12 protein-coding genes are annotated in these 14769 nt (G+C 67.4%); 5 read left to right on the top strand and 7 right to left on the bottom strand.

Annotated elements, in window-relative coordinates; genetic code table 11:
* Window positions 1-5 precede the first annotated feature (5 nt).
* Both J7346_RS06480 and J7346_RS06475 read right to left on the bottom strand, forming a co-directional pair.
* Window positions 6-1088, bottom strand: a complete 1083-nt coding sequence (locus J7346_RS06480; protein ID WP_209118928.1) for a hypothetical protein — start codon at window positions 1086-1088, stop codon at window positions 6-8.
* Between the two features lie 117 nt (window positions 1089-1205).
* On the bottom strand, window positions 1206-2069 hold the full coding sequence (locus tag J7346_RS06475) for an aspartate/glutamate racemase family protein (protein ID WP_209118927.1): 864 nt from the start codon (window positions 2067-2069) through the stop codon (window positions 1206-1208).
* Window positions 2070-2244: 175 nt separating this feature from the next.
* On the opposite strand from J7346_RS06475, the gene J7346_RS06470 reads away from it, so the two are divergent.
* Window positions 2245-4428: a M3 family metallopeptidase gene (locus J7346_RS06470; protein WP_209118925.1), complete on the top strand. Its 2184-nt coding sequence runs from the start codon at window positions 2245-2247 to the stop codon at window positions 4426-4428.
* Window positions 4429-4486: 58 nt separating this feature from the next.
* On the opposite strand, the gene ppc is transcribed toward J7346_RS06470, so the two are convergent.
* Entirely contained in the window at window positions 4487-7210 is a 2724-nt protein-coding gene (gene ppc / locus J7346_RS06465; RefSeq protein WP_209118923.1) for a phosphoenolpyruvate carboxylase, read from the bottom strand.
* A 328-nt stretch (window positions 7211-7538) separates the two neighbouring features.
* On the opposite strand from ppc, the gene ffh reads away from it, so the two are divergent.
* The 3 genes from ffh to rimM all read left to right on the top strand — a co-directional run bounded on the left by ffh (window position 7539) and on the right by rimM (window position 10247).
* Entirely contained in the window at window positions 7539-9062 is a 1524-nt protein-coding gene (gene ffh / locus J7346_RS06460; RefSeq protein ID WP_209118921.1) for a signal recognition particle protein, read from the top strand.
* 28 nt (window positions 9063-9090) lie between these two features.
* Entirely contained in the window at window positions 9091-9636 is a 546-nt protein-coding gene (gene rpsP, locus J7346_RS06455) for a 30S ribosomal protein S16 (protein ID WP_209118919.1), read from the top strand.
* Between the two features lie 86 nt (window positions 9637-9722).
* Entirely contained in the window at window positions 9723-10247 is a 525-nt protein-coding gene (gene rimM / locus J7346_RS06450) for a ribosome maturation factor RimM (protein ID WP_209118917.1), read from the top strand.
* A 3-nt stretch (window positions 10248-10250) separates the two neighbouring features.
* On the opposite strand, the gene J7346_RS06445 is transcribed toward rimM, so the two are convergent.
* From J7346_RS06445 to J7346_RS06435, 3 genes are all read right to left on the bottom strand, one after another.
* Window positions 10251-10619 carry a hypothetical protein gene (locus J7346_RS06445; protein WP_209118916.1) on the bottom strand — a complete coding sequence of 123 codons (369 nt, stop codon included), beginning with the start codon at window positions 10617-10619 and terminating at the stop codon, window positions 10251-10253.
* A 125-nt stretch (window positions 10620-10744) separates the two neighbouring features.
* Window positions 10745-11563: an enoyl-ACP reductase gene (locus tag J7346_RS06440; protein ID WP_209118914.1), complete on the bottom strand. Its 819-nt coding sequence runs from the start codon at window positions 11561-11563 to the stop codon at window positions 10745-10747.
* 71 nt (window positions 11564-11634) lie between these two features.
* Window positions 11635-12828 (bottom strand): sodium:proton antiporter, encoded by a 1194-nt coding sequence (locus J7346_RS06435; RefSeq protein ID WP_348521464.1) that lies wholly within the window; start codon window positions 12826-12828, stop codon window positions 11635-11637.
* Between the two features lie 151 nt (window positions 12829-12979).
* Here J7346_RS06435 and J7346_RS06430 point away from each other — a divergent pair, with 151 nt between their 5' ends.
* Window positions 12980-13486, top strand: coding sequence for a hypothetical protein (locus tag J7346_RS06430; RefSeq protein ID WP_209118910.1), 507 nt, complete (start codon window positions 12980-12982; stop codon window positions 13484-13486).
* Window positions 13487-13490: 4 nt separating this feature from the next.
* Here J7346_RS06430 and fabB read toward each other — a convergent pair whose 3' ends face one another.
* The gene (gene fabB / locus J7346_RS06425; protein ID WP_209118908.1) at window positions 13491-14708 is read right to left on the bottom strand and encodes a beta-ketoacyl-ACP synthase I; all 1218 of its coding nucleotides are present in this window, start codon (window positions 14706-14708) and stop codon (window positions 13491-13493) included.
* Window positions 14709-14769: the final 61 nt, after the last annotated feature.

Here is a 14769-nt window from a genome sequence, read left to right as displayed (position 1 = left end):
CGCCCCTAGTCGGGAGAGGGGGCAGTCACTACCGCGAGGCTGCCGCCGCGATAGCCCTCCTGAAACGGCACTCCGGGGATCTCGAGAGGATAAATCCCGACGCCGAAAGGGCATAGGGTGGTGGACCCATTGTTGTATTGCGCAGGACGCAGACGGTCGCGCAGCGTACCGTCCAGCTGCGCCGGCACCTCGCTCACGTCGAGGGTCGGCCCCAGGGTTTCTCCCTCCAGAAGGAATCGACCGGCATAGACGACGTCTCCCGCCGTGATCTCGAAGGCCGGGGAACCTAGGCAGTGATTGACCCATCCGGTGCCGACAATCCTGTATCGACCGGCTGGTACCTCAAAGGCATGCCACAGACCTCTACGGCTGGACCTGAGGCCGAAGGCAATTTCGCCCCCCGTGTCGGCGGTTCGGGCAAAGCCGATCCACCGGTTTCCGAATCCCCCGACAACGACAATGGCCTTCCCCGGGGCAGGGGCGACGATACGATCCAGGGGCACGCCCCGGACATTCGTATATGTGGGCCCACTGGCCTCTTCGGGAGTCCGCAAATGCACCTCCAGACCACTCAGGCGGAAAGACCGGGCACTCAGTTGATCCCCGCTCTGGGCCCGCGGCCGCGAGGGGGTGTGATATCGCGCCGGTCGCGAAGCCTGATTGTCCCACGTCCGAGCCAGAACGCCTGGAGGAGTCGGCGCCCCCACCATACCTGCGAACCGGGCCTTGAAATCGGCGTCCGCGAGTCGGGCGATCGTCCGACCCTCGGCCGCAGGAAGCTGAAACACGCGCCAACCGCTGGCGATCATGCAGTTCTCGATCGCCGATGTGCCGATGGCCTGGATCACACCTCCCCACACCCACTGGTGGGCAACGGAGCCCCCGACACCGTTCCGCTGGACATTGGTCGCCACCAGACAGTCGCGGAACTCCGCGTCGTGCTGTTCGACGGTGGCCCCGGGGCGATTGTAGTAGGCGTACCCCTGCACGGGCTCGCTGATCAGCAGCCGATCAGGACGCGACTGGGCCGACACGCCGAATGCAGCAGCCGACAACGCCACGGCCAGCAGGCCAGTTCTCCAGAGCATTTTATCCCCCCATTCCATTCGAGCCCGCCAATACCCGGGCCTGACCACACGTAACACCCCGCTTCCCCATCAGGATGATCGTCAGTCGCGCGATTGACCCTCTGCTGTCCCCCGCCGTCAAGCCTTCTCGAAAGTCAGGGGTTCGCCCCAGAAGCGTTCGATCCGCTCGCCCTGCCCGCCGGGGGAGCCGGTCGTCAGGAACCGCAGCCGGCCCTGATCGCCCAGCGCATATTCCGGATGGCGGGCGAAATAGCGGTCCAGCGCATCGGCCACGGCATCCGGCTGGCCGATCACGGGTGTGCCCTCGGGCAGGGCCTCGGCGAACAGGTGGGCGACGATGCCATAGTGGGTACAGCCCAGGATGACCTTGTCGGGCCAGCGGCCGATGCGACGGCGCAGGGCCTCCACATGGTCGCGCACCGTGGTCCGGAGTTCATCCTCATCGACACCCGCCTCGATCTGGCCGGCCAGGCCGGGGCAGGGCTCGGTGAAGACCGCCAGGTCCTCGCGCCGCTTGTCGATCTCGATCTCATAGACCCGGCTGTTCGCCGTCGCCTGGGTGCAGAACAGGCCCAGCACCTCGACCGCCGACTTGCGCTCGTCGCGGAAACGGTCGTCGGTCTCGCGCGCATAGGTCCAGGGCAGGCCGGTGGCCGCCTCGATCGTCGGCACGATGATCCCCAGCACATTGACCGGGCGGCCGAGGGTCCGCACGGCCTCGGGCACCCAGGTCTGCTGGAGACGCCGGAGGGCGATGGCCGAGGCGGTATTGCAGGCCAGCACCACTACCGACGCACCTTCGGCGAACAGGCGCTCGCAGCCCGCCCGGGTCAGGTCGACGATCTCCTCGCCGGCCCGGCCGCCGTAGGGCGCATGCTGCTGATCGGCCAGATAGAGCAGGTCCCGGCCCGGGAAACGGCGCGTCAGGGTGTGGTGGATGGTCAGGCCACCCACGCCGGAATCGAACACGCCAATGGCCATACAGGCCCTCCAGGGTCGCGAAAACGGGCAGGCCCGCAAGCCCTCCCTCTTGCCCGCGCACCCTCACCTGATGCAAGTCTTTGCGAAAGAGCGCACCGAAACCCACATGAGGGTGTCAATGACCCATGGCCGCCGTTGGCCCGGGGCGTGCGACAGGACACAAAGGGAGTCATTTATGGACAGACGCCAGCTTCTTGCAGCGGGGGGCAGCCTGTTCGCCCTTACGGGGTGCGCGAACATGGGCATGCGTATGGGCGCTGCGCCCGTCGGCCTCTCGCCCGAGGATCTGGCCCGCGACGCGGCCATCGCCCGCGCGGTCCTGCCGCAACAGACTCCGCGCGCGGAACTGCTTCAGCCCTGGACCGGCCCGTATGAGGGCCTGCCGCCCTTCCCGGCCGCCACGCCCGAGAAGCTGAAGGCCGCGATTGTCGAGGGCATCGCGCTGCAACGCGCCGAGATCAACGCCATCGTCAACAACCCCGAGCCGCCGACCTTTGCCAACACCATGGTCGCCCTGCAGATGGCGGGTGAGCCGCTGGACCGCGCCCTGACGGTGTTTGGGGTGATGACCTCCAACATCGGCTCGGAAGACTATCAGGCCGTCGACACCGAGGTGTCGCCCCTGCTGTCGGCTGCCGGTGACGAGATCACCTTCAACGCCGGACTGTTCGAGCGCGTGCGCACCGTGGCCGACAACGCCCGCGCCATGGGCCTGACCGCCGAGCAGACGCGGGTGGCCGAGCGCAGCCGCGACAGCTTCATCCGCAACGGTGCCGCCCTGGACGCGGCCGGCAAGGCCGAACTGGGCCGGATCAACACCGCCCTGTCGAGCGCCTTCACGCGCTTCGGCCAGAAGGTGGTCGCCGACGAGAACACCTGGACGGTCCTGACCGACGAGTCGCAGACTGCGGGCCTGCCGACCTCGAACAAGGCGGCCGCTGCGGCCGCCGCGCGCAATCGGGGTATCGAGGGCTGGGCCATCGTCAACACCCGCTCCAGCGTCGACCCGTATCTTAGCTTCGCCGACGACCGCGCCATGCGCGAGGTAGTCTGGCGCAAATTCGTGAACCGCGGTGACAATGGCGACGCCAACGACACCAACTCCACCATCGCCGAGATCGTGCGCCTGCGCGCCGAACGGGCCCGCCTGCTGGGCTATGGCAACCATGCCGAATGGCGCATGCAGGACACCATGGCCAAGACGCCCGAGGCCGCCATGGACCTGATGATGCGGGTCTGGGAACCGGCCAAGGCGCGCGTGGCCGAAGAGGTCGCCGACATGCGGGAGATCGCCGGTCACGAGATCGAGCCGTGGGATTACCTGTACTATGCCGAGAAGGTCCGGAAGGCGAAGTACGACCTCGACCAGAACGAACTGAAGCCCTATTTCGAGCTCAACAACGTCAAGCGCGGCGCCTTCTACATGGCCGAGCGCCTGTACGGCTTCACCTTCACCCCGCTGCCGGCGGGCACCGTGCCGGTCTTCCATCCGGACGTCGAGGTGTTCGAGGTCAAGGACAAGGCCTCGGGCCGCCACGTGGGCCTGTTCTATTCCGACGACTTCGCCCGTCCGGGCAAGCGGTCGGGGGCCTGGATGACCACCTACCGGTCCTACTCGACCTATGACGGGGTCAAGAATGTGCTGGCCTCGAACAACAACAACTTCATCAAGGCCGAGGGCGACGAGCCCATCCTGATCTCGCTGGACGACGCCGAGACCCTGTTCCACGAGTTCGGCCACGCCCTGCACTATCTGTCCTACAAGATCACCTATCCGGCGCTGGGCGGCACGCCGCGCGACTACGTCGAATATCCGTCGCAGGTGCATGAGCACTGGGTGCTGTCGCGACCGATCCTGGACGGCTTCATGAAGCACGTCGAAACGGGCCAGCCGATGCCGCAGGCCCTGGTCGACAAGATCGAGGCCGCCTCGACCTTCAACCAGGGTTATGCGACCGTCAGCTATCTGTCGTCGGCCCTGGTCGACATGGATCTGCACACGCGCGCCACGCCGCCGAGCGACATCGACGCCTTTGAGCGGGAAAGCCTGGCGCGCATCGGCATGCCCAAGGAGATCGTGATGCGGCACCGCCTGCCGCAGTTCAATCACCTGTTCACCTCAGATGCCTATTCGGCGGGCTATTACAGCTATCTGTGGTCCGAGGTGATGGACGCCGATACCTGGGCCTACTTCGAGCAGTCGGGCGATGTGTTCAATCCGGACATCGCGGCCCGCTACAAGTCGATCATCCTGTCCGAGGGCAATACGACGGATCGCGGCGAGGCCTATCGCCGCTTCCGCGGTCGCAACCCGGATGTCGACGCCCTGCTGCGCGTGCGCGGCTTCCCGGTGAACTAGGGACAGCCCTGAAGAGACGGAACGGGCCGGTGGAGCGATCCACCGGCCCGTTTTCGTGTCAGCCGCTGTTCCGGAGGCCTGCGGCGATGCCGTTCAGCGCCACGAGGATACCCTCGCGCACGGCCGGGTCGTCGTCGCCCGCGCGACGGCGCCGGATCAGGTCAACCTGCACATGGTTGAGCGGCTCGATATAGGGCAGGCGCAGCCGGATCAGACGGGCCAGCTCCGGCTGGCGCTCGAGCAGACTGGTCTGGCCGGTCAGGCGCATCACGGCATCATGGGTCCGCTGCCATTCCGCTGCGATCCGGCCATGGATGTCCTCGGCCAGGGCCTGATCGGGCACCAGACCGGCATAGCGCCGGGCGATGACCATGTCGGACTTGGCCATGACCATTTCCATGTTCTGGATCAGGGTCGACAGGAACGGCCATTCGGAGACCAGCCCGGTCAGGGTCTCCACATCCCCCGCATCCAGACTGTCGAGGGCCGAGCCGAAGCCGTACCAGCCGGGCAGCATGACGCGCGACTGGCTCCAGCTGAACACCCAGGGGATGGCGCGCAGGTCCTCGATCCGGGTGGACGAACTGCGCGAGGCCGGGCGCGAGCCGATCTTGAGCTCGGACAGCTCCGAGATCGGCGTGGCCGCGCGGAAATAGTCGACGAAGCCCGGCGTCTCATAGACCAGGGCGCGGTAGGCCTTCATCGAGGCCTGGCTGAGGCGCGAGATCAGATCGCCGTGCCGCTCGGCCGGACCCTCGCCCGACTCGCGGCGCAGGGACGCGAGGATCACGCCGCTGGTCAGGGCATCCAGATTGCGGCGCGCCACGCCGGGCTCGCCGTATTTGTTGGCGATCACCTCGCCCTGTTCGGTGACGCGGATCCGGCCCTCGACCGTGCCACGCGGCTGGGCGACAACAGCCCCGAAACTGGACCCGCCCCCCCGACCGACGGCCCCGCCGCGACCGTGGAACAGCTGCAGCCCGACACCCGCCTCGCGCGCCACATCGCGCAGGGCCCGCGAGGCGTGGTTCAACTCCCAGGTCGAGGTCAGATAGCTGCCGTCCTTGTTGGAGTCCGAATAGCCGATCATCACCTCCTGCACCCCGCGCGCACGGGCGAGGGCCAGAGGCGCCGGCTCGGCCATCAGGGCGCGCAGGGTGACGGGGGCCGCCTGCAGGTCAGTGATGGTCTCGAACAGGGGAACGGCCTGGATGGGACAGGTTTCGGGCGATGCCGGGTCGAACAGGCCGACTTCCTTCAGCACCAGATAGACTTCCAGAAGGTCCGAGGGGCTCTCGGTCTTGGAGACGATATAGGTGCGGATCGCGGCCGGGCCGAAGGTCTGGATGGCCTCGGCAGCGGCCTGCAGGATGGCGCGCTCCTTGAGGGTCTCTTCGGCATAGTCGCCCGCCCCCGGCACGAACAGCGGGCGACGGCTGGCCAGTTCGGCACGCAACAGCGCCATCCGTCCGGCCTCGTCGCGCGCCTCATAGTCGTCGGCTACGCCTGCGACCCGGAAAAGGTCGGCCACCACCCGTTCGTGGACATCGGCATTCTGGCGCATGTCGAGCACCGCCAGATGGAAGCCGAAGGCCTCCACCCGGTCGATCAGGCGCGACAGCCCATCGTCACGGAAGGCTTGGGGGTCTGCTGCCAGCAGGGCCTGCCGCAGGATCTGCAGATCGGCGACGAAGGCCTCGGGCCGGCCATAGGGCTCGGCCTTGAAGCCTGCCGGACGCGGCGGCGTAGCACCGACCTTCGCCTGATAGTCGGCGGCCAGGCGCGCATAGATGCGGGTCAGGGCGCGGCGGAACGGCTCGCCCGCCCGGTGGGGCGAGGTATCGCCCGAGGCCGCCGACAGGGCGGCCAGCTCGGGGGTCAGGTCGATCAGGGCATCGGAGAGGCTGAGCTCGGCCCCGAGCGCATGAACATCGTCCAGATAGGCGCCCAGTGCCGCCTGGGACTGGGTGCGGAAGGCAGCCTTCATGACGTCGGCGTCGACATTGGGATTGCCGTCGCGATCGCCGCCCACCCAGCTTCCGACCTTGAGGAAGGGCTTGAGGTCCGGCGCCTCCAGCCGGTCGCGCCAGGCATTCAGATGCTCGGGCACGGCCTCGAGGAAAACCTGCTCAAGGAAGGAAACCACAGTGTCGATCTCGTCCTGGACCACCAGACCCGAGGTGCGGACCAGTCGCGTGGCCCACAGGAGGAAGACCTGACGGCGGAGGGCGCGGCTGGCCCCCTGTCCCTCGCCACGGCCGTCCAGCAGGGCGGACAGGGCGGCAATGCGGTCCAGCACACTCTTGCGCCGCACCTCGGACGGGTGAGCCGTCAGCACCGGAGAAATCAGCCCCTTGGCCAGAATATCGACCACAGCCTTGCGGTCCGCGCCGCCGCGCGACAGCCACGCCAGGGCGGCCTCGGGCGTGGCGGTGGATTCGCCCGCCGGCGCTGAATCCGCCTCAGCCTCGCGGGCACGGCGGCGCGCCTCGCGGTCCTCGGCGACATTGGCCAGCAGGGAGAAAACTGCAAAGCCGTGCGAGAGACCCACCGCCTGCTCCGAGCTGAGGCCTGCCAGCAGGCGCTCCATTTCGGTGACGTCCCGCGTATCCGCGCCATCGCGGTGATAGGCGACGGAGGCCCGGCGGACCGCCTCGATCCGGTCGTACAGATCCTGCCCCCCGGCCTCGCGGATGACATCCCCCAGCACGGCGCCCAGCAGGCGGACCTCCTCGCGCAGGCGGTCGGCAGGCAGGGCATCGGCGGGCAGGGTGTCAGTCATGAGGTCTCCTTGAAGATCGACGATAGGCGTGCGAACCCCCGCGGGGATAGGTGACACGCCCCTGCGTAACGGAATTTGCGCGGTTCGGTGCCCTGCGGACCGGCCCTTTGGCCCGTCCTGCCGGGATCGGCTTGCCCTTTTCGTGGTTTTCCGCCATACACCGCCGCTTCCGGCGCAAGTTGACCTCGCGCCCTCCACCCGGACGACCCCCGGTCCTCGCTTCTGGACACGGGCTGAGCCGGGAGAGGCCCCCAGCCGACGTGATCGTCCGCTGGGGCTGATCTCGTTTGGAGCCTCGGGGTCATTCTGCGCGAGACCTGAGGTTCTGATGTTCGAGGCTCTGAACGAGCGACTGACAGGCGTCTTTGACCGGATCACCGGCCGCGGCGCCCTGTCCGAAAAGGACATTGCCGAGGCCATGCGCGAGGTGCGCGTGGCCCTGCTCGAAGCCGACGTCGCCCTGCCGGTGGTGAAAGACTTCATCGCCTTCGCCAGCGAGAAGGCGAAGGGCGAGGAGGTCATCCGCTCGGTCCGGCCGGCCGACCAGGTGGTCAAGATCGTCTATGACGGCCTGATCGAGATGCTGGGCGGCGAGGAGCCGGTCGGCATCAATCTGAACGCCGCCCCGCCCGCCGTGATCCTGATGGCCGGCCTGCAGGGCTCGGGCAAGACCACCAGCTCGGCCAAGCTGGCGCTGCGCCTGACGAAGTTCGACAAGAAGAAGGTCATGATGGCCTCGCTGGACACGCGGCGTCCGGCGGCCATGGAGCAGCTGGCCACCTTGGGCCAGCAGATCGAGGTCGCGACCCTGCCCATCGTGGCGGGCGAGAGCGCGGTCCAGATCACCAGACGCGCCCTGCAATCGGCGAAACTGCAGGGCTTTGACGTCCTGATCCTGGATACCGCCGGCCGCATCACCCTCGACGAAGGGCTGATGAATGAGGTGGCCGAGGTCGCCGCGGTGTCGAAGCCCGTCGAGACCCTGCTGGTCGCCGACAGCCTGACCGGTCAGGACGCGGTGCGCACCGCGCGCGCCTTCCACGAGCGTCTGCCGCTGACCGGTCTGGTACTGACCCGCGCCGACGGCGACGGGCGGGGCGGGGCCATGCTGTCGATGCGGGCCGTCACCGGCCTGCCGATCAAATACATCGGCGCGGGCGAAAAGGTCGACGCGCTCGACGCGTTCGACGCTCGCCGCGTCGCCGGTCGCATCCTGGGCCAGGGCGACATCGTGGCCCTGGTCGAAAAGGCCAGTCAGGACCTCGATGCTGCCAAGGCCGAGGCCATGGCGAAGAAGCTGGCCAAGGGCAAGTTCGACCTGGACGACCTGGCCGGCCAGCTGGCCCAGATGAAGCAGATGGGCGGCCTTCAGGGCATCATGGGCATGCTGCCCGGCGTGGCCAAGATGAAGGCCCAGATGGCCGACTCGGGCGTCGACGACCGGATGATCGGGCGCCAGCAGGCCATCCTCAGCTCGATGACGAAGGCCGAGCGCAAGAAGCCCGACCTGCTCAACGCCAGCCGCAAGAAGCGCATCGCCGCCGGCGCCGGCGTCGAGGTGCAGGAGATCAACCGCCTGCTGAAACAGCACCGCCAGATGGCCGATATGGTCAAGTCGCTGGCGCGCGGCGGACCCAAGAAGATGCAGCAGATGGCCGCCATGCTGGGCGGTCTCGGCGGCGGACCCGGCCAGCCTGACATGGCCCGGCTGAAGGCCATGGGTGGCGGGCGGATGCCCGAGCCCTCGGCCGAAGAGATGAAGGCCATCCAGGACCGGCTGTCCGGTCTGGGTGGCGGCATGCCCCCCGGTGGACTGCCCGGCCTGCCCGGTCTGCCCACCAAGAAATCCTGACCCTTTTCCCTAAAGAAAGAGACTGAAAATGCTGAAGATTCGTCTGTCGCGTGGCGGCACCAAGAAGCGCCCCTACTACCACATCGTCGTCGCCGACAGCCACTCGCCGCGCGATGGCAAATTCATCGAGAAGGTCGGCAGCTACAACCCGATGCTGCCCAAGGACGGCGAGACCCCGCGCGTGGCCCTGAAGGCCGACCGCATCGCCGAGTGGCTGGGCAAGGGCGCCCAGCCGACCGACCGCGTCGCCCGCTTCATCAGCCAGAGCCAGGACGAAGCCCTGGTCGGCAAGGTCAAGTGGACCCAGGGCAACAACCCGAACAAGGGCCAGCCGGGCAAGAAGGCCCAGGAACGCGCCGCCGAGCGCGCCCAGCGCGAAGCTGACCGTCTGGAAGCCGAAGCCGCTGCCAAGGCCGAAGCCGCCGAAGCCGCTGCCAAGGCCAAGGAAGAAGCCGAAGCCGCCAAGAACGCTCCGGCGGAAGAAGCGCCCGCCGAGGAAGCCCCCGCTGCGGACGCTCCGGCTGAGGAGGCTCCCGCCGCCGAAGAGGCGACCGAGGAAAAGGCCGAGGGCTGATTTCCCCGCGCGCGACCTGAACAGGGGCGGTGTCCATGCGGCACCGCCCTTTTTCATGGGCGCCGGTCTGCTGTAGAGGCTCGGACATGACGACCGACAGACTGATCCTGGTGGCCCAGTTGGGCGGCGCCTTTGGCGTGAAGGGCGAGGTGCGCCTGACCACCTTCACGGCCGAACCCATGGCCGTGATGGACTATGGCCCGCTGTTGCGCGCCGACGGCACCCCGGCCCTGACCCTGACCACCGCCCGGCCGGACAAGAAGGGCGTGGTGGGCCGCGCCGAACAGGTGAAGACCCGTGAGGACGCCGAGGCCCTGCGCGGCCTCAAGCTCTACATCGCCCGCGATACCCTGCCTCCGCCCGGGGAAGACGAATTCTATCTGGCCGATCTGATCGGGCTGGAGGCCCGCGACGCGGCTGACGCCGTGATCGGCACGGTCCGCGCCGTGCAGAATTTCGGCGCCGACGACATGCTCGAGATCACGCCGGCAGGTGGCGGCCAGACCTGGTACCTGCCCTTTACCCGAGAGGCCGTGCCCGAAATCCACACGGCCGACGGCTGGCTGCTCGCCCTGCGCCCTGCCGAGGTGGGCGAACGCGAGCCGGACTGAAGCTCAGTCGAACAAGCACCAACTGAATGACGGCAAGGTGGTGTGGGGCGATGAACGGTCCAGATAGCAATCGATGTCCACTATATCGGACGGACCATAGCCTTCCGGATAGTCAACGAAGTCATGGGCGTCGCCGCCCCTGACGGTCATCCGACGGCCGTCGCGGAAAACCAGGGCGAAGAGAGCGCCGCCCATTCCACCATTGGTCCCCATGTAAGGCTTTGCCGCCCAGTGGGCGGGAATTCGCGTCGGGCTCTCGCGCACGTCGGCGACATCGCGCACATCGACTTCGCTCTTCCCGGGGTCTTGGTCAGGCCATACGCCCCAGACTTCGAACCATGGCGCCGCCTGGGCCAGATACACGCGGTCCATGGTGAGCCCGCTGTGGAGGCGGACCTCGCACGGCCAAACCCATAGGTCGGGCGATGTTTGAACCGGCGCAATCCCTTCAATCTGCTGCCTGAGGTGTGAAGACAGAGAAGGAAAACGCCGCACCCCTACTCCTCCGCGTCGCCTAGGCCCATCATGTGGAAGCCGGCATCAACGTGGACCACTTCGCCCGTGGTTGAGAAGCCGAGGTCCGAGCACAGCCACAGGGCACAGCCGGCGACACCTTCCATCGAGGTGTCTTCCTTCATGGCCGACATGGCGCGGCCCTGGGCGATCATGCCGCGCCCGCCGGAGATGCCGGCCAGCGACAGGGTGCGCATGGCGCCCGCCGAGATGGCGTTGACGCGAATGCCCTTCGGCCCCAGATCGCGGGCGATATAGCGGGTCGCGGCTTCCAGCCCGGCCTTGGCCACGCCCATGGTGTTGTAGTTGGGAATGGCGCGCTCGGCGCCGAGGTAGGTCATGGTGACCATCGACCCGCCGTTCGGCATCAGTTTGGCGGCGCGCTTTGCCACATCGACGAAGCTGAACACCGAGATGTTCATGGCCAGCAAGAAGCTGTCGCGGGTGGTGTTGTCGACGAATGAACCCTGAAGCTCGTTCTTGTTGGCGAAGGCCACCGAATGGACCACGAAGTCGATGGTGCCGAAGGTCTTTTCCAGCTCGGCAAAGGCGGCGTCCATCGAGGCGTCGTCGGTGACGTCGGCCTGGACGATCAGCTTGGCGCCCACGCTCTCGGCCAGCGGACGCACCCGGCGCTCCAGCCCCTCGCCCAGATAGGTGAAGGCCAGCTCGGCGCCCTGGGCGGCCAGTTGCTGGGCAATGCCCCAGGCGATGGAGTTGGCGTTCGCCACCCCCAGGATCAGGCCCTTCTTGCCCTTCATCAGGTCGCCGGTGGGGAAGGTCCAGCCGCTGTCGGAAGCCATGGTCGTCTCCTCGGAAATCAGGGTGGGAGGGTTAGCAGGGCCTCCGCCCGGGGAAAAGCACCTGTTTGCCGTCAGTCCACCGCGCGCCAGCGCCGCAACCGCTCGAGCAGGGGATTGGCGGTCACGCCATGGATGACGATGGAGGCGAGGATGACAAAGCCCAGAATGGACCACAGCCGCTCGCTGGAGCCGAAGTCTCCATGGTTGATGCCATAGGCGACATAATAGACCGAGCCGATGCCGCGGATGCCGAGGAAGGCCATCAGCAGCCGGTCGCGGAAGGGCTCGGGCGAGCCGATCATGGCGATCATCCCGGCGACCGGCCGCACGACCAGCAGGATGGCCAGACCGATCGCGGCATCGGTCCACGTCAGGGAGTCCATCAGGCCGTTGGCGATCGCCCCGCCGAACAGCACCAGCACCAGCATGATCAGCAGCCGTTCGAACTGATCGGCGAAATGGTGCATCTCCTTGTGGAAGTCATTGTCCCGCTCCCAGGCGCGGATGGTCACCCCGCAGACGAAGACGGCGAGGAAGCCGTACCCATGGGCCACCTCGGCCACCGCATAGGCGATGAAGGTGGCGGCCAGCGCCACCAGACCGTCGCCCAGACGCGACAGGCCCGCCTTTTCACTGGCGAAGATCAGCCAGCCCAAACCCTTGCCGACGAGGAAGCCCACGCCGGCGCCGGCCAGCAGTTTCCACACCACCTTGATGGCGAACCAGTCGGTCAGGGCCGCGGTCGAGGCCAGCCCGCCCAGCGACACCAGAATGGCCAGGTGGACAAAGGGAAAGGCGAGAGAATCGTTCAGCCCGGCCTCGGACGTCAGGCCGAAGCGGACCTCGTCCTCATCACCCGACTTGGGCGGACCGACCTGGACGTCGGCGGCGAGTACCGGATCTGTGGGGGCCAGCGAGGCGCCGAGCAGCAGGGCCATCGCCAGCGAGAAGCCAAGGCCGTACAGGCCCAGCGCCATCACGCCGAGGATGGTCAGCGGCATGGCGATGGCCAGCAACCGCCAGGTCGAGCCCCACGCCCGCCAGCCCAGTGACCGGTCGAGCTTGAGCCCCGCCCCCATCAGGCTGATGATCACCACCACCTCGGTCACCCGCTCGGTCAGCGTGTCCCAGGTCCGGGGGTCCGGATTGAAGTTCAACGCGCCGACGCTGAACACGGCAATGCCCAGCAGGACGCAGACGATGGCGAGCGTGAGCGGCGTCTTCTTGAGGCCGACCGGGGCCCAGGACACCATCAGCACGACCACGCCGAGGCCGAGCAGGAACAGGATGTAGGACTCAGGAGGTGTCAGGGGTGATCTCCGGCATAGTCAGGTCTGGTAGATTGGCGCGGCGGCGGTGTGCTGGCTAGGGTCAGATCGCCGGGTCCTGCGCCCGCCAGAGAAAGGCTTCAGCATCATGCGCGTTCCCTTTGGCTTGTCCGCGGCCGCCCTCCTTGTCCTTGGCACAGCCGCGGCCGCTCCGCCCCCTCGCCTGCCGGTCGCGATCGAGGTTCTGCCCCTCGACGCCACCACCCATGGCGACAGCCGCTATGTTCAGGGTCTGGTCGACAGCGCAGGAGAACCTTCGGCCTGGTTTGAGTATCAGCCCTCGCAGATCGAACCGGGCAGTCTGGAGCGCTGTGCGGACAGCACCCTGTCCGGCGCCGTCCACTGCGTGCGCTACCATCTGGCGGACCAGAACCTGCGTGAAGTGATGCCGGTGCATGTGGTCGTGGTGATCGGCGAAGGACCGATGCCCTCGGTCCGGTGCATCGGCATCGGCGGCGAGGATCACCGCGCCGAGGTGCAGACAATCTCCGTCAATCCCGGCTCCCTCGCCTATGCCAGTGCGACGGAGTTCAACCGCGACCTTGGCGCGATGGCCGGATGCATCACCGCCGCCGGGGCCGAGAGCGGCTGGTAGCTGCTCAGACCTTCGACAGGATCAGGGTGCCGTTGGTGCCGCCAAAACCGAACGAGTTGGACATGACGTGGGTCAGCGCGCCGTCGTGCCGCTCGCGCAGGATCGGCATGCCCTCGAACTCTGGGTCGAGGGTTTCGATGTGCGCGCTCTCGCAGGCGAAATTGTTCTGCATCATCAGCAGGCAGTAGATCGCCTCCTGGGCGCCGGCGGCGCCCAGGCTGTGGCCGGTCAGGGATTTGGTCGAGGAGATCATCGGCAACTGGTCGCCGAACACATTGCGGACGGCGCCCATCTCCTTGGAGTCCCCCACCGGCGTCGAGGTGCCGTGCGGGTTGAGGTAGTCGATCCGGGGATTGCCGGCCATTTCCAGCGCGATCTTCATGCAGCGCTCGGCGCCCTCTCCCGAAGGCGCGACCATGTCATAGCCGTCGGAATTGGCGCCATAGCCTGTCACTTCGGCCAGGATGGTCGCGCCGCGCGCCTTCGCCCGCTCATACTCTTCCAGCACCACAATGCCCGCCCCGCCGGCGATGACGAAGCCGTCGCGGTCCTTGTCATAGGCCCGCGAGGCGACCGACGGCGTGTCGTTGAAGTTGGACGACATGGCGCCCATGGCATCGAACAGGTTCGACATTGACCAGTGAATGTCCTCGCAGCCACCGGCGAACACCACGTCCTGCTTGCCCCAGGCAATCTGTTCGGCGGCCGCGCCGATGCAATGGGCGCTGGTCGCACAGGCCGAGCTGATCGAATAGTTGATGCCCTTCATCTCGAACCAGGTGGCCAGGACGGCCGAGGGCCCGGACGCCATGGCCTTGGGCACGGCGAACGGTCCGATGCGCTTGGGCGAACCCTTTTCGATCGTGGTCTGGGCCGCTTCGAGGATCACGCGCGTCGAGGGCCCGCCCTCGCCGACGATAAGGCCGATGCGGTCGTCCTTGATCTCGTCCGCCGTCATGCCGCTGGAGGCCAGGGCTTCCTCAAAGGCGATGTGCGCCCAGGCCGTGCCGTCCGCGAGGAAGCGCGCCGCGCGGCGGTCGACCAGCTGGGTCCAGTCGCCGACCTGCGGCGGGGCCCAGACCTGGCTGCGGAATCCGTGCGCCGCGTGGTCGGGGGCCGCGACCACGCCCGAGCGGGCATGGCGAAGGGACTCGGTGACGGCGGCCGCACCGGTCCCGATCGAGGAGACGATACCCAATCCTGTAACTACGACGCGCCGCATTGTGGTTCTTGCTTTCCTGGTCCTGTCCGATCTGTCGCCGCGTTGTCCGCGATCCTGGGTC

The sequence above is a fragment of the Brevundimonas sp. A19_0 genome (assembly GCF_017744255.1).
In the GTDB taxonomy this organism is placed as follows: domain Bacteria; phylum Pseudomonadota; class Alphaproteobacteria; order Caulobacterales; family Caulobacteraceae; genus Brevundimonas.
Note: the sequence above shows the minus strand (reverse complement) of the source record. Positions and strands in the feature narration are given on the sequence as shown.

Excerpts from the sequence above, each read along its gene's own strand:
- J7346_RS06480 (WP_209118928.1), bottom strand. The coding sequence starts at position 1,088 with ATGCTCTGGAGAACTGGCCTGCTGGCCGTGGCGTTGTCGGCTGCTGCA.
- J7346_RS06475 (WP_209118927.1), bottom strand. The coding sequence starts at position 2,069 with ATGGCCATTGGCGTGTTCGATTCCGGCGTGGGTGGCCTGACCATCCAC.
- J7346_RS06470 (WP_209118925.1), top strand. The coding sequence starts at position 2,245 with ATGGACAGACGCCAGCTTCTTGCAGCGGGGGGCAGCCTGTTCGCCCTT.
- ppc (WP_209118923.1), bottom strand. The coding sequence starts at position 7,210 with ATGACTGACACCCTGCCCGCCGATGCCCTGCCTGCCGACCGCCTGCGC.
- ffh (WP_209118921.1), top strand. The coding sequence starts at position 7,539 with ATGTTCGAGGCTCTGAACGAGCGACTGACAGGCGTCTTTGACCGGATC.
- rpsP (WP_209118919.1), top strand. The coding sequence starts at position 9,091 with ATGCTGAAGATTCGTCTGTCGCGTGGCGGCACCAAGAAGCGCCCCTAC.
- rimM (WP_209118917.1), top strand. The coding sequence starts at position 9,723 with ATGACGACCGACAGACTGATCCTGGTGGCCCAGTTGGGCGGCGCCTTT.
- J7346_RS06445 (WP_209118916.1), bottom strand. The coding sequence starts at position 10,619 with ATGGACCGCGTGTATCTGGCCCAGGCGGCGCCATGGTTCGAAGTCTGG.
- J7346_RS06440 (WP_209118914.1), bottom strand. The coding sequence starts at position 11,563 with ATGGCTTCCGACAGCGGCTGGACCTTCCCCACCGGCGACCTGATGAAG.
- J7346_RS06430 (WP_209118910.1), top strand. The coding sequence starts at position 12,980 with ATGCGCGTTCCCTTTGGCTTGTCCGCGGCCGCCCTCCTTGTCCTTGGC.
- fabB (WP_209118908.1), bottom strand. The coding sequence starts at position 14,708 with ATGCGGCGCGTCGTAGTTACAGGATTGGGTATCGTCTCCTCGATCGGG.